The organism is Agromyces selenitireducens, from assembly GCF_052748465.2.
In genome coordinates this window covers 1,913,333-1,928,939 of the sequence record NZ_CM188259.1, presented here as the reverse complement: position 1 = coordinate 1,928,939, position 15,607 = coordinate 1,913,333, and the positions used below count along the sequence as shown (strand labels likewise).

The following is a 15,607-nucleotide window of genomic DNA, read 5'->3' as shown; positions in this document are numbered from 1 at the left end:
GTTCACCAGGCTCAACGCTGACGTTCGGAGCCGCGCTGTTCGAGGAAGAAACCACGATGAGCAGGACTATCGTCATACCAGTCCAGACAACTATGCTTCGGCACGTGGGGGAAGTTCCCGAGATGCTTGTGGGGCGCGTCGCGGCGTCCCACGCCCGGGTGAGCGTTTTGACTACCGCGTTCGCCCAGTGGCTGAGTGACCGTCATCAGTCCGACACGTGGCAGCAGTACAGGACCCAACTGGACACCATTTCGGCGGTAGTCGACAACTGTCTGGGGGCCGTGGCCGCGACGATCCCGCCGGCGGACGACGACTGGCTCCTCGTGTATGAGGCATGCCGGCTGGCCGATCGACGAGCGGTCTGGGTCGAACGGGTCTGGCGGTTCTTTGCCGAACGATTCGACCAACGGGACGGACCCGAATCTCGCAAGAGGTGCATCCAGGCCGCCGACGAGGTGCTGTGGAGTTGTTGGCGGCCCTGCTTCGCCGACGGGAGCGCTGCCAACACTCGTCCGCCGCTGGCCGGTGCCGTGCCGCTCCCCTACCTGGATCCGGTGCACGCCCCCGAGGCGTTCCCGGCCGGGCTAGTGCCGGCCGACCTGGCTGCGACCTACGCCGATGCCCCTTTCGTCCGGGAGCATCTAGCTCGCCTGCCGGTGCCGACCGTACGGGTGCCTGTGGCGGCGACCTACGAGCCGTGGCTGCTCAGCCTGATCGCTCACGAAACGGGCCATCACCTGCAGTTCGCCGCGAGACTCGTGCAGGCATTCCGCACCACGATCCAGGACGCGGTCGCGACCGTCAACCCTTCCGATCAGGACGCTGTCACCCGCTGGGGCGATTGGAGCGTGGAAATCTTTGCCGATCTGGTCTCCGTCGCCCTCCTCGGGCAGTGGGCTCTGTGGCCCATCGCCGAGCTGGAACTCGGCGCTCAGCAGCGGATGTCCGAGCCACGTGCAGGCTACCCTGCGGCGATCGTGCGGTTGAGCCTAATCGAGCACGCCATCGTCGCGATGAACCTGGATCCGGGTCCCGCGTGGCCTTCATCCGAGGCGGCTGCCCTGGTGCACAACGCGGAACTGCCAGACCTCGCCTATGCATCCGCAGTCGTCGACGCAGGACTCAGGGTCGGACCGCCAGGTTTCACGCTTGCTTCCTGGATCGGGTTCGACGCGGCCGACTTCGCCCCCACTGGCGAGGTTCAACAATGGCGCCGCTGGTTTAGTGGAGGTCCCCACCCGGCCACGCCACCGTCGCTCCGTGGCCCACGCATCGCACTGGCCGGCGTTGTGGCAGCCACGGCCGACGCCCGTCGGGCTGATAACGAACGACGGCGTCGCTTGGAGGAGACGGTGCAGGACCACGCCTACCAGGAGCTGATCGCACTACACGCACCCGGGGTGCGGGCGGGTGGCGCCGCCGAGGCGATCGAAGGCAACCTGAGCGCGCTTGCGGCCGCCTTGGCGAAATCGGGTGCTGATGAGCTCGAAGAGCCGCCCCGCGAACGGGTCGAGGCACGCCGGTGAACCGGCGGGTGCTGTTCGAAATCAGCGGCCCCGGACCGTGGACTGTGGCGACCGCAGACTTACCCCCGCGGGAGCTCGCCGAGGCGGCGACCGAGCTCGGAGTGCTGCCCGTCCCACCCGACGGCGCGATGCAGACCAACGACCTCGTTGCCGCACTGGACCGCCTGGAGCGGAACGACGTCGATAGCGCCGACGGAAGCACGATCGGCCAGCACTTGCTGTCGTGCCTTGTCGACGCTGCAGGTCGGCAGGCGTTGCTCGACGGCGACGACGACATCAACCTGGTGGTTGCCACCAGCAAGGACGCTGCCGCGCTGCAACGACTCCCCTGGGAACTATTGCACGACGGGGACGGCTTTCTCGCACTACGACGCCGGCCGGCCGTGGCCATTAGCCGCTCCGTCGGGCCGGCCGCGCGCGTCAATCCCGGCCCCGTCGCTCTCATCCCACGCGTGCTCGTCGTCATCGGCACCACGCTGGATGACCCGACAATCCAGCCGGCCGCGGAGTACCTGGCCCTCCTTGACACCGTGCGACGCCGCCATATGGGACTCGAAGCGAACGTGATCGTCAACGCCAATCGGGACGACCTGGCTGCGGCCTGCCGGACCGTCCAACCTGACATCATCCACCTCATCGCCCACGGTGAGCAGCTCGCCAACGGCAGCAGCTACGTCGAACTCGCTCCGTTGCCGAGATCCGACGCCAGGAGCGACAAGATGAGTGGCGAGCAGCTGATCAACGTGCTCAGTGCCGGCGCCGCATTGCCCAGGGTGCTCGTTCTCACCGCCTGCCGGACGGCGGCGGGCCATTCCCTGCCCGGTGGTGGCGACGGTCCGGACTTCGTCACATTCCGCCCCTCCTTGGCCGCGGACTGCGTCCAACTCGGGGTGCCGATCGTCGCGGCGATGACGGGGACCATCGCATCTCAGACGTGCAGGGAGTTCACCTTCGCTTTTTACGGAGCGTTGCTCGCGAGCGGCAATGTGCTGCAGGCAGCGGCAGCCGGGCGACGGGAGGCGTACATCGCCTCGAACGGTGTCACCGATGACGTGGACTGGGCATACCCAGCCGTGTTCAGTACCCCCGACGTGGACGGTCGCGTGGAATTGGACGCCAGCGGAGTTCACAGAAGGCGCGTGGCCAGGGCCGCCGAACTGCTGTCCGACTACCGACGGCCGCCGACTTTCTGCGGGCGGCACGAGGTATTGGACGCATTCGGCCGATTCCTGACCGCAACCACCGTCGGTGCCCCGGTCGTGCTCGCGCTCTGTTCCCCCAGCGATGTCTCCAGCAGCACGAAGGTCGGTACCAGTCGGACGTTGGCGGAGCTCGCAGCGATCGCCACCCTCGCCGGCTATTGCGTCTCCGATACGGGCCAGCGGGCCGGTGACGACCGCGGGCAAGACTTCCTCACACTGGCACGCCGGCTGGCCATGAACGCACGCGATGCCGCCCGAGTCGCCGGCGCGGAACCCCCAACGACCCTCCAGGTCATGATGCTCGATGCCCAGCCGGCCCCCGAGCTCGATCCGGCCATCCGCGAGCGGATCGAAGCAGGGACCGACGCCTGGAACTCGACTGAGGTCGTCGGCATGGCGTTGCGCTCGGACCTAGCCGTCATCGGGCGGGCGGTCGGCGATGGCCCATCGCCCGGACGCGGGCTGGTGATCCAGATCGACGACCTGCATAAGTACGGTCTGGCCGTCAGCGGTCTGCTGCGCACTGTGACCGGCAACGGGCTCGGCACATCCGAGCAACGCGTACCACTCCTGTTCTCTTACAGCGCCGGGGATGGCACGCCGGGTGACGGCGCCATCGAGGCCATCGCGTCATTCGTCCAACGGGGGCGTGCGGTCAAGTGCGACCTCAAGCCGTTCGCACCACCGACCGCGCACCTGGCTTACCAGCAGTTGCTGCTCGGCGGAGACGAGCCGTTGGTTGCCGTCCCAAAGTACCGTGACAAAGTGCTCGACCGGATCCAGCAGACTACCAACGGAAATCCCACCATGTTCATCGGCGACGCCCTTCAGGTCGCGATCCTGGCCTTCCGTGATACGGAAGCCCTAGTGCCCGCGACGGACCTGCAACGACTGAGCGAACTCATCGGGGAGGTCCCATGAGCCGCGTAGCCAGAGGCGACCTGAGCGGGGACTTCGACCGGCGGTTTGCGGCAGCGCTGGCTACGGCGACAAACGATGCCCAGGCTCGCCGTGCGGCCGAGATCGACACCATTGGGATCGATGCCGTGGCCCGGCTTGCGATGGCCCCCATCTGGACATCGGCGGTGCTCGACGCATCCGGGCTCGCACCGGCAGCTGCTCTGAACGCACTCAGCGCAGCGGGACTGATGGTGCAGACCGGCGACCGCTACGTGGTACCCGAGGAGCAGGCACGAAACGTCCTCACCGATCCACTCGTCGCCGGTGCACCCCTGACGATCCTTGAACATCATCTGCGCGCCGTGGCTGACGCCGTGCAGGAGGCCCAGCGGGCCCACGTGGAGGTGCCGGCAGCACTGGACCGCTTCGCGCGGCTCACCTCCGAAGCGCCGTCCCCCGATGCGGTCGCGGATCGCCTGATCGAGCTCGTCGAAGCCGCGATCGCCGAGGGCGAGCTGGCCGAGGCAGTCAATTGGATCGAGGGTGCCGCCAGGTTGGAGCTCACGTTGGGCCGCGAACTCACCGGCGCACGCCTTCGGGCAGGCCGCCTAGTGGCTCGCAAGCGCCGTGACGAGGAGATCACGATTTTCAGCGCGGGCTACTTCCCACGCAAGCGCTATCAGGCGCAACTGCTTTCGCTCCTGGCCGATTCCAGCCCCCTCTGGGCTCTGCACCTTCGAGGTGACGGGGGAACCGGAAAGACTATGTTGGTCCGCTGGCTCGAATCCCGGTTCCCCAGCGACGGTTCGGCCGGCTCCGTGGCGAGAATCGATTTCGACTACCTGCACCCCAATTATCCCGGAACCGAGCCCGGCCTGCTGATGCTGACGCTCGCCGCCGAACTGCGCTTCTTCGCCGAGCCCGAAGCAGTCCTCCGGTTCGATCGACTAGACAGACTCATCGCCGATTGGCATGCCCGTATCGAGGAGGCTGAGCGAACCCATCCGGCCGACGTGCCCGCGATCCGAGCCCAGAGAGCGGGCCTGGTGCACGCCGCGTTCAGCGAGGCGGTGTCGGCGCTCCCCCGTCCGACCGTCGTCATTCTCGACACCACCGAAGAGCTTGAGAAGGCCGCCGGTGGGCGAGCGAATGTCGAGGCAGCACTGGACGTTGTCTCGAGATTGCACGAAGCATCACCCGCCGTGCGGGTGGTGCTGTCGGGACGACGAGTGCTGCCGCTGCCCGACGGCGCCAAGGAACTTCTCGTCGGGGGATTCTCTAAGCCGGAAGCCGGCAGGTTCGTCCGCTGGTTCGACGTGGATCCGAAGCGAGCCAACGCGATCGTCGCCCGTGTCGCCGAAACGGCAGGAGGCGACGAGCTCAACCCGTTCGATGTCGCCTTGCTCGCAAACTGGGCCAAGGACGACCCCGAGCTGAGCACGGCGGCCATCGCAGCAATGGACGCGGACTTCTACGTCCGGCACCGAATCATCGATCGCCTCGACGACGACACCCTTGAGGACATGCTGCCAGTCATCGTCGCCCTCGGCCGCTTCGACGCGACAACTCTCGGCGGCGTGACCGGCCTTCAAGGCGCTGAGCTCGACCGCCTCGAAGCGTCGATCGCCAAGCAGGAATGGGTGAGCCTCGAATTCGACCTGATGGTCGTCGATCCCCATCTGCGCGCACGGATGATGGCGTACCTCGACAACACACGTCGAGCGGCATGGACCCGCGCCCGTCGACAAGCTGCGAGCTTCCTGCGCATGCACTGCGAGACATCGCCAAGAAACGCCGTCACGGTCGAACACGTGGCCGGAGCGATCGAACTCACACATGACGACGATGAGGTCGACCTGATCGAATGGTGGGAGCGGATCGAGGAACGCGCCCGCGCCGAGGCAGCGTTCGGTTGGTTGCAGCGGATCACCGCGCTATTGCTCGGGGCACAGGGTGCGGTTGGCCACGATCACGCCCTCGCAGGTCCGGTTACGGCGAGCTACGTGGCCTGCCTCGAACGCGAATCACCCGATCCAGTCGACGGCCACCAGTTGCTGTGGGCGGAGGTACAAACGAAGTCGCGTCCCAGCTCGCGGGCCGCGGCTCGCGGTGCTGCGCATCTGCCGACCGTGGTTGGCACGGCCGTCGAAGAGTGGGCAGACCGTCTCGACGAACAACTGGCGGCCTCGTTCGTATCCGGCCTCGAAAGGGTCGTACCGACGAGTCAAGACCTAACGGCCACGACGATGCGTCTCTACAAGGCAGCGATCGAACGAGACATCGGCCCGGAACTCGTCGCCATGACCGCGTTACTCGTCGGACTCGCGCAAGCGCGGCACGGGACGAAACGCGAGTCCCTGAGGTGGCTGGCGAGGGCGGTCGAGCTGGCAGAAGCTTCCGTCGGTAGCCAGCAAGGCAACGAGTGGACCGACTGGCCTGTAGACGATGTCGGGGCGCGCATCAGGCTGACAGCGAGCTGGGCTTGGTGGCAACGCTTCGGACACGCTGACGAGGCCGCTCAATGGTTGACCGAGACGGGCTCGATCGTGACAGTCGACCACGACCGTGAATCATCCCTGCGAGCCATTGCAAGTCTGGCGACCGGGCACACGAAACTGCCCGTGACGGCGAAGGCGCCGTCAACCCGGGCCCGTGTGCCCGTCCACCTCCAAGTACCCGCACTCGCCGTTTCCCAAGCCCAAGCTCGCGCGCGGTCGGGAGATATCGACGAAGCCCTAATGGAACTTCAGGACTTGGCCACCCAGCCGGACTCGCCGGAGGAGTACCTCATGGCTGAGCGAGCGCGAATGGTCATCGTTCGCCGCTACCGGCTGCGGGATCTTGGCGATGGCCTCTCGAGCGGACTGGCAGATTCGGGCGATCCGCGAGACGTCGTCCTGCTCGCAGATCTGGAGGCCTTCGACGGCGACAAGGTGACTGTGCCGATCTGGGAGAGGGGCCCCGCCACGCCCGATCCGACCCTCCTGCACAGCTGGTGGCGCACCGTACGCGCAGGCGGTTCATTGCCCACATCAGGGCTGCTCCGTTCGGAGATCCCGACAGTGCCGACCACAGCTGCCGACGCCCACCGTGCGCTCGATCACATCGAGTTCGCTATGCTCACCGGCGAACCCGTCCCGGCCGCGCCCGCGCTCAACCAATGGCTCGAACCGGAAGGCGATGACCCAGAGACAGCATTGCGCCTGGCGCTGAGGAACAGTGTCCTCACTGGTCGCCGAGCGATCAAGGCTCGGCGCCTCGCAGACCGACTCGGAGTCAACCACGCAGCCGAGGTCGCGCTCGACGAAGGCGACTCGCTTTCCCTACGGCTACCGCGGGCCGCCGCCCCAATGCTCAAGCAAGCCGCGGACTGGTTCGCCGAGGCCGATGATGCAGGCGGCAGGCTCCGAGCGTCGGCGGCAGCAGCAATAGCCGCCCTCCACGAACCTGGCAGTCCCCCAGGGCTCCTCGCCGAAAAGATCCAGGCACTCTCGGCCGCGTACGAGCTGGCGCGCCCACTCATCGGGTTGCCGCCCTGGGATGATCTCAACAACCCGACGTCAGACGTACTCTCGATCTCGCCCAGGGCATGGCAGGCATGGGTCTTGCGTTGCATCGTCGTCCGCGCCGTCGGAGCTGGTCAAACTGAGGAGAGCTGGCTACCGACTGTTGGCGCGATCGTCGGCACGCGCGACGCGCAAAACCGACTGCTTCTCCCAGCAGAACTCAGTCCCCTCGTGGGTTCACACAACCGGCCGACGTCGTGGCTGGGCGGAAGTCCTGCCTCGCACGCGTTCCTCATACCAAAGAGCTCGGATGTATCGCCTGTAGTGCTCGAGATCGAGGGGATCGCAGGCTCCACGCAGACCCAGATCCTCCGCACCGGGACCGTGCAAGTGATCCGACACGACCCCAACGGTGACGTCCGCCCAGCCTGGGCACTCCAAGTACCCTCCGGCCGTGCCGACACGCTAGCGCTGCAAGCCCTGACTGCCGGACTCGATGAGGACACGCCGGTTGAGATCCTGCACTCCGCGGACGTCGGCGCAGTCTCGTGGGAGACCATGCTCAGCTCCGTTGCTGGATCCCTTCCAGCGAACTGGCCGATCTGGCGTCGCCTCAAACGATCCACACGGCGGCCTTCCCCCACCCGGCATCCGACATGGCCCACGACGGTGCTCACTGGCGACCCAGCTCTGGCGGAATGTTGGGGAAACCGCGCAACGGTCCTCAGTACGGGTCTCACTCGCGTCGACGTCCCTCCGGCTCTGAGCACCGCTCGAGTCATCCACCTGATCGGCTCGCCGGTTGAAGAGCGTCGCGGAGTCGCGTTTCCCTACGTGCCCTCCACCTCACGGGAGCGGGAACCTGCAAGCTCGCGCTTCGCGACCGCGAACGAACTGTTGTCGCAATGGGTCAACCCAGAACTCGTCATCGTTCAAGGCCCACCAGATTTCGAGCTCGAACTGGACACCTGGTCGCGCGAACAGGCGGCGTACCTGCGCCAGCTGGGCAGCGACTTCGCCCAGGAGGGCGTGCCCGTGGTTATCACCCTCCCGGGTTTCCAGCGCAAAATGTGGCTGGACGCTACTCGGGCGCTGACCGAGGCGTTGCGGCTCGACACCATTGATGAGCTCACCCACGATCGACTCGTGCGTGCCTATCGGGCGATGCAGGAGTCTCTAGTGGCGCGTGGAGGCGACCGGCAAGTAGAGGACGCCCTCGGGGCTTGCTTGTTTATCTCCGAAGCCCTCACCTGATTGGCCCACTGAAAGGAGACTCCGATGGGACTGTTCGAGCGCGTGAAGTCCGTGGTCAGCTCTAAGGCGTGGCCGGGACACGCGGAGTGGATCCCGGCGGAGCGCGCGGGGCCGGCGGGCTCGGAAGCACCGGGGTTCGCCGCCGACTCCACGTATCTACGCTTGTGGTTGACAGAGGCCCGACTTGAGCATTCTCGACGGTGGTTCACCGAGTGGCACCCGGCAGTGCACAGTGTCGTCGTCCGCGACTTCGGCCACAACCGGCATGAGCAGGTCGCGGTGATCAATCCGGGATCGATTCCCGGCTTCACCGAAGCCGCCAACGCAGCCGTCACGACAAACAAACCGCTGACGCCCCTGCTGCCGTTCTCCGGTGGCACCGTTTCGATAAACACAGGCCTGGTCGCGGTCAAGGGTGACAACAGTGTCCGCACTTTGATCGACGTCGTTGGCAGTTTTGGCGGGTTGCTGACAACGACCGCTCTGTCTACCGGGCTGGGTATCGCCGGCCAGGTCGTGGACGCCTTCGAACAGTTGCTCAACATCGATGGCAATGTCGGCACGCTCGCCTACGACGGGTCGCTGGCAATGCCCGGCGGCAATGGCCCCGTCCTCGCGCCGGGCTTTCTGGCTGTCTTGGATCAGCCGCCACCGCAGCCACTGTGGGTTGCCAACGGGCATCTCGTCTGTTGGTCAGGCGACGGGCCCTCGTCAGTGCCGCCGGGCAGCTTCCTGCTGCTCCGCTTGGAGAGCCGAGTCGACCGCGACGACTGGCGATACCTGAGCCCGATCGAGGAACCGTTGCAGGCAGCACGGGCAGCCGTCGACGCCGATACGCGGCGGGCGCATTACCAGCGGGCGATCATTGCCGCCCGGACCTCACTCGACCTGCACGAGGCTGACCGAATCCGGATCGCTACTGCGCTACGCGGCCAGCGCGACCAAGATGCGGGCTTGGGCGCAGTGACGGGTGGTCCTGAGGATCTCGCAGCCCTCGCCGAGGCTGCAAGCATGCCCGTTGCCGATGCGCTGGAGGCGCGGCCCAGCTTGGCCAGCCTGCTCGCGTAGCCTTCGACGTTGGGCGACCACCACCTAGACTCCGCCTCAATCCGGTCCCGCGTCCGGAGCGTCCTTTGGTCAGGGCCATACAGCAGGCGATCTCGTTGATCCTCAGGCACGAGCACGTGGAAGGACCACGTCGTCCGCCTCCGGAAGCCGGTGGCCGTCCCGCCGCCGGTCTGGTGTTAGTTGTGTCCCGCATAGAGGGCAGCGCGGTGGCAGCTTCGTCTTGGACACGGAAGCGGTCACCGTGTGGTCGTTCGAAGAATCTCCTTTTCGGCTCTGACGGTTGGAGCCCATCCCGAACGTCACATCCACTCTCGCCCCGCAGCCCTGACGAAAGACGAGAAGCCGCCATGCACTTCCAGATCGACGGCGCCGCTGCTGACGGTGATCAGCCAATAGTTCTGCCGTGCGACCCCGAGCACGCGACTGCACTGCGGTGAGCCTCGCGTCATACCTCGTCGACGAGCACGCGCGCGGGCACAGCGCGCCCACCGATCAGCCGCGCGATGACCACGAACACGAGCGAGATCAGCAGAGCGGCACGCGGGTCCTGCCCGTCACCGACGAAGCCGAGCGTGGCTGGTTCGACGAAGAACGCAACCTAACCGGCGATCGTCACGAGTGACAGGCGCGCCGCCGAGTCCCGCCCAGAGTCGCCTGCCGCGGTACTCGCGACAGAGAAGCCGAGCGATGCGCCCAGCCCCACAGCAACACTGCGGAGGCTAGGATCATCTCGCAAGCGTCGGCCTTGATCGCAAGCAACGGACCACCGGGAGCCGGAACGCTGTCGGCGAGCGCCGGTCGGTGAGGCTTCTCGACCGGTCATGCTCACCGCGACATCGCGTAAATGCCTTCGACGCATGAATTGAACGTGACCGATGGAGCTATTCGGCTCGGTGGTGCCGTCCTACGGAGGTCTCGAATCTGCTCGATGTAATTCTCGGCATATCGCATCCTCGTCCGCCTAAGTGAGGACTATTCAGATCTGCCGTTCCGGGAATATCGTTGGCGGGTGGTGCATCATCCGTCAGTGACCGTGGGCAGTTACTGGGTCAATGACTACAGGAAGCAACCCGTTTGTGCCGTTCATGGCTACGAGCAGACGAAGTACTGCGATGACGTTGCGGACGGATTCGCGGGAGCCATGCGAGCTGGCGGCCATCGTGTGACAGTCCGACTTGCTGAAGGCGCAGCCAGTCCTCGGCACTGGACCCGTGAAACGGACAGTGCTCCCGGCGGCGTCGACACGGTCGACTTTGCCTTCTTAGCGACCCACGGAGGCACGCATGGATTCGAGCTAAGGGGCGGGAAGTGGGTGCACTGGGTCGACGCCACCTTCAATAGCCCCGACGGATGCGTAGTAGCTTCAGCAGTCCTGCCGCCGAGGGAAGAAGGAGAAGATCAAGAGCCTCCAAGCGCACGCATGCAGCTGGGAGATGGTCGCCTACGGTGGCTGGTGCTTGATTTGTGCGAGGGTCTCCAGGTACGACTCATCAATCATGAATTCAGGCGTCCTGGTGAAACCGAACGGGCGGCGATCGATCGGCGGGCGGTGCGCGCCGAGGCTTTTCCGTCGCATACCTGGACACGGTGCTTCGCTGGGATCCACATGATGTTCGGCTTTACCGGTCTGAGTTCTGACGCAAGTTGGACGTCGGATCGCGGGGCCGCGTTTGGCTTACGAGCAGGCGGCGGAGAGCCGCTGGCCGAGGCATGGCTGGACGAGGCGCATTCATCTCCATGGCTTGGCAATATCGACGATGCTCCGGTGGCCATGGCATGGGGCCGGTCCGAGGCCGACGCGATGCGTCGCCTCAAGGGCGAGAGCCTGGCGGATCCGGAGGACACCCTGGCTCCGGCCGATGTCGGAGGGGCCGCCGTGTGCTGGCGGTCCTGATGCGATGATTATCCTCACGCTGGACGAGATGCCTGAACTCCCCGTCGCTCACGCCAGGGTCCACGAGGTGAAAGCGCAACCAGTGAGCCGGGTCAGCGTGTTATCGATGTTGCGTCGCCTGATGCTAATTGATCGGCTCGCGGACCTCGAGTGGAACCGCGAGCAGGACTGGCTCATCGCTGGCGATCAGCGGGTAAGAGTCGCCATGAACGCTAGGTCGGGTGGCATCCGATACAGCCTGCGCGCACTCGCAGACGAGCAGGGGCAGAACATCACCTCATCTGTGGGTCGTCTCGAAGAGATCGCCCGGGACTTCCTCGTCCGGCTCGGCCGCCCCGCTGGGCCGACAACGATGGAGCGCGTCACGCACCTGCACGCTCAGACGAGCTCGCCGGTCGGGCAGCTATCCGAAGTCGCGACGCTCGACGCCGGACTGATATTCCGGCGGACCATAGACGGTATTCCCGCGATCGGGCCGGGCGGCCGAGCGATGGTACGAATCGGCACCGACGACGTCGTGGTCGGGGGTCGGGAGGTCTGGCGGCCGATCGTCCGGAGCGGACCTCCCGTGGACCTAGTACGACCGGACACCGCGGTCGACATGCTCCAACGTCGTCTGGAAGCTCGCGGGCTCGACGGTGAGGCGCGCGTGCGCTCAGCTTTGTTCGGCTACGAGGAGCGCGGCATCGGTGAACGCCAACAGCGTCTGGAGCCGTCTTACGCATTCCTGATCGAGTTCTACGGTGACAACGTGGACTACAGGACCGCCGAGGTCATCTCCGCGTTACCCGCGCTCGTGGCTTGACCCACGCGATCGGAGTTTCACAGTGACCTCTACAGCCGACCGGCTCACCGGTGAACTCCTCGACTTGCTCACTCCGGTGTTCCTGGCACTCGACTCACCCGCCGGAATGCGGCAGTTGCTCCAGCGCCTCGGTCATGATCCGAGCGCAGCAGCAGTCGCGGAAGCGATGGCAGCGACGGCGGCCACGAAGCAGAGTCTGTCCGCGCTTATCACCACGCTTGGTGATAAGGCCTGGGCGAGCCAGCCGCTCGACGATGCGGACCACACCCGGATCGCGGGAGATGTGCCTGAGATTTTCCTAGCAGTGCGCCAACTACCCGAGGTTCTCGACGCGATCAACCTCGGGCCCAGCTTCGCTACGGAGATCGTTGACCTGCTCATCGTGGACTACCTGCGCTTCCGCGCTCCTGCGATCCTGCGCGGGCTCATCCTGCTCGGTGTGCTGGAGATAGAGGTCCTCATGCCAGCAGAGGGCGAGGGCGCGGCGGCGATCGCTTTCGAGCGGTATCGATTCCAATGGGATCGTATCCGTAGATGGGTCGACGACCCATCGAGTCTCATGCAAGAGGTCTATGCGTGGGGTCGGACCGAGTTCGCAGCCGACCAACTGCTAGATAATCTCGCCAGACTCAGCGACGAACTGGGCGTCGTCGCCCTTCCCCGTGACTTGCCGACGGCGCTGGATGATGTGCTCGATGACCACGGCGGATTACGGCCCACTGGTGTAGAGATTCCCCTGCACCGGCTGGTGAAAGGCGACAGCGTCGATGTCGACGTGAGCCTGATCGCCTTTCCCATCAAGGGAAGCCTGGCGCCCGTCGATCGGGACCGCGGGATCGCCATCATGCCGTCCGTCGGAGCCGCCATCGAGGCTGCGCTACCAGTCAGCGACGACGGGACCTGGGTCATGTATATCGAGGCCGGGCCTGACCTCGTCGGTGGGATGGTCTTCCGCATCCACCCGTCTGGGCTGCAGGTCGACATGCTCGACAGCACAATCCCAGCGGGTTCGTTTCGGATGGAGGTCGCCAAGGAGAGGCAGCCCGACCAGGCGACCATCCTGATCATCGGAGATTCAGGCGGATCCAGGCTGGAGGCAAACGGCGTCTCGTTCGGTGTCGGTGGCTCCGCCGAGGGCGACTTCTATGTCGCCGTCGCGATCAAGGGGCTGCGGCTGGTCCTGAACGCCTCCGGCGACGGACTGCTTGCCCAGATCATTCCTAGGCCGATCGAGCTGGATGCGGGCGACGTCGTCGCGGGTTGGCGACCCGGGCGCGGCATATACATCGAACAGGGCTCGGCGCTCACCCTTCGGATCCCGTTGGACGTCAGCGTCGCCGGCGTCGTACGGGTGCACGAACTCGGCCTACGCCTGACGCTCGCGCAGGGAGCGAGCCTCACCACACTGGTAAGCGCCGCCGCGTCCATCGGGCCGCTCACACTTGCGTTTGCGGATCTCGGTCTCGAGTTCAGGCTGACCGAGAATCCCGAGGGAGCGTTCGGCGTGTTAGACCTCGATGCGGGGATCCAATTCCCATCCGGGTACGCCGTGGCGCTAGAAACAGGGCCGATCGCTGGTGGCGGTGCACTGTTCCGTAAGGACCATGAGTACCGCGGCGTACTCGCCCTCCAGTTCGAGACCATGGGATTTTCAGCGATGGCGATCCTCACCACCCAACTGCCCGGCGGCCGGGACGGCTTCTCATTCCTCGCGTCGGTGTTCGGCGAGTTCCATATTCCGCTCGGTTACGGCTTCTTCCTCACCGGCCTAGGCGGGATCATCGGCATCAACCGCCGGGCCGACAGCTCCGCCCTAAGGGAGCTCATCACGCGCGGCAGCCTTGACAACCTGCTGTTCCCGGCGGATCCGGTCGGTCAGGCTCCGCGGATCCTGGATGCACTCGCCGACGTGTTTCCCGCCGCCGAAGGCGTACACATCTTCGGCCCAGTGGCCAGGATCGTCTTCGGTCGACCGACTCTAGTCGAGGGCAAGCTCGGCCTGGTGATCGAGGTGGGCGACCAGCCACGGGCGCTCATCCTCGGCCTGATCAGCTCGGATCTGCCGAACAAGGACACCGCCCTGGTCTCATTGCGCGTGTCCTTCTTCGGTGAGATCAATTTCGCCGCCGGCACGATTTCCATGGACGCCGCGCTGAACCCGGGATCGCGCGTGCTGACGTACGCGATCAGCGGTGAGATGGCGGCGCGCACCGGCTGGGCCCCCCGGACCGACCATGTCATCTCGTTCGGCGGGCTCCATCCGGCCTATCCGCGGCCGGCGAACTTTCCGGACCTGAGCCGACTCTCGATCAACTTCGGCACGAACAACCCGCGCGTGACCCTGTCGGCCTATCTCGCCGTGACCGCCAACTCTCTGCAGTTCGGCGCCATGGCGAGCTTGTACGCCAAGGGTCCGGACGTCTTTCTCGTGGGACAGCTTGCCGCCGAGGGCGAGCTGTATCTGCACGCGCTGGTGTACTTCGACCCGTTCGCCTTCGACGCGAAGTTGGGAGGCCACCTGTCGCTCCTTGTCGACGGCGACGTGGTGCTCAGTCTCGGCTTCGATCTGCGGCTGTCCGGTCCGAACCCGTTCCGAGTGGCCGGCCGGGTGTGGGCGACTGTGTGGGGGTACGACGTCGGGTTCGGCGTCGAGCACGACTGGGGCGAGGAACTGCCGCTGACCCCGCCCACTACTGACCCGATTACCGTGCTGCGCGATGCCATCGAGGGCGGCGCCGGTGTCGAGCCGATCCCGTCGACCACTCGGGTGAGCGGAGTGGTGTTCCCACCTGCCGCGGTCGACGCGCCGGAAGCCCAGGGGGTCGTCGATCCGGCGGCCGGCGTGCACATCCTGCAGCGGGCGGTCCCGCTCGGGGTGGTTATCGAGCGGCTCGGCGAGGCGGCGCTGGCCGGCGGCGCCCACCGGTACGACCTCGCGGTGCTCGACCCGGTCGGCAATGACCTGCCGTTGTCCCCGGCGGTGGCCGATTTCGTCCGCGGCCATTTCTGGGCGCTAGGCGAAGAGGAACGGCTGCGGGCGCCGGCGTTCGAGGAGCACCCGGCTGGCCTCGTCCTCGGCGGGGAGGACCTGGTTGTGAATCCCGGTGCGGGGGTGGACGCCGAGTACGGCTATGAGGTCATTGTGTTGCAGCCCCGGGGCGGCTCCACCCTGCCGCCGGTCGTGGTCGAGGACGTCGAGCTCGCCGACGCTGAGTTCGCTCGCTGGAGCGCGGTGCACCGCCGACAGGTTGCGCAGCCGCTGAACCCGGAGGCGGTGGCCGGAGTCGGCGAGTCCGCCGTATCGATCCGGACGACGGAATACGCTCCGATCGGCGGCGAGCTAGACCTCGTGGCGTCGCTGTCAAAGGTGCTCGAGTCGGCGCCGTCACGCGGTCGCACCGCCCCGGCAAACCCAGCGGTGGCGGCGTACGTCGTGGCCGCGGCAGCCTGAG

General features: G+C 66.1%; 8 protein-coding genes. All 8 read left to right on the top strand.

What is annotated here, in order from left to right; translation table 11 throughout:
- The first annotated feature begins 104 nt into the window (after nt 1–104).
- The gene (locus ACULK4_RS08955) at nt 105–1,526 is read left to right on the top strand and encodes a hypothetical protein (protein ID WP_445966566.1); all 1,422 of its coding nucleotides are present in this window, start codon (nt 105–107) and stop codon (nt 1,524–1,526) included.
- Nucleotides 1,523–3,649: a CHAT domain-containing protein gene (locus ACULK4_RS08950; protein ID WP_445966567.1), complete on the top strand. Its 2,127-nt coding sequence runs from the start codon at nt 1,523–1,525 to the stop codon at nt 3,647–3,649. The genes ACULK4_RS08955 and ACULK4_RS08950 overlap by 4 nt, the downstream gene beginning before the upstream one ends.
- A complete protein-coding gene (locus ACULK4_RS08945; RefSeq protein ID WP_445966568.1) occupies nt 3,646–8,388 on the top strand; it encodes a hypothetical protein in 4,743 nt (1,580 codons plus the stop codon). Before ACULK4_RS08950 ends, ACULK4_RS08945 begins: the two co-directional genes overlap by 4 nt.
- 24 nt (nt 8,389–8,412) lie before the next feature.
- Complete coding sequence (locus ACULK4_RS08940; protein ID WP_445966569.1) at nt 8,413–9,456, top strand: hypothetical protein; 1,044 nt, start codon at nt 8,413–8,415, stop codon at nt 9,454–9,456.
- A gap of 433 nt (nt 9,457–9,889) precedes the next feature.
- Nucleotides 9,890–10,078, top strand: a complete 189-nt coding sequence (locus ACULK4_RS08935; RefSeq protein WP_445966570.1) for a hypothetical protein — start codon at nt 9,890–9,892, stop codon at nt 10,076–10,078.
- Nucleotides 10,079–10,483: 405 nt separating this feature from the next.
- Complete coding sequence (locus ACULK4_RS08930) at nt 10,484–11,350, top strand: DUF6345 domain-containing protein (RefSeq protein WP_445966571.1); 867 nt, start codon at nt 10,484–10,486, stop codon at nt 11,348–11,350.
- Nucleotides 11,351–11,354: 4 nt separating this feature from the next.
- On the top strand, nt 11,355–12,155 hold the full coding sequence (locus ACULK4_RS08925; RefSeq protein ID WP_445966572.1) for a hypothetical protein: 801 nt from the start codon (nt 11,355–11,357) through the stop codon (nt 12,153–12,155).
- Between the two features lie 22 nt (nt 12,156–12,177).
- A complete protein-coding gene (locus ACULK4_RS08920) occupies nt 12,178–15,606 on the top strand; it encodes a DUF6603 domain-containing protein (RefSeq protein WP_445966573.1) in 3,429 nt (1,142 codons plus the stop codon).
- Nucleotide 15,607 lies beyond the last annotated feature (1 nt).

Excerpts from the sequence above, each read along its gene's own strand:
- ACULK4_RS08945 (WP_445966568.1), top strand. The coding sequence starts at position 3,646 with ATGAGCCGCGTAGCCAGAGGCGACCTGAGCGGGGACTTCGACCGGCGG.
- ACULK4_RS08940 (WP_445966569.1), top strand. The coding sequence starts at position 8,413 with ATGGGACTGTTCGAGCGCGTGAAGTCCGTGGTCAGCTCTAAGGCGTGG.
- ACULK4_RS08925 (WP_445966572.1), top strand. The coding sequence starts at position 11,355 with ATGATTATCCTCACGCTGGACGAGATGCCTGAACTCCCCGTCGCTCAC.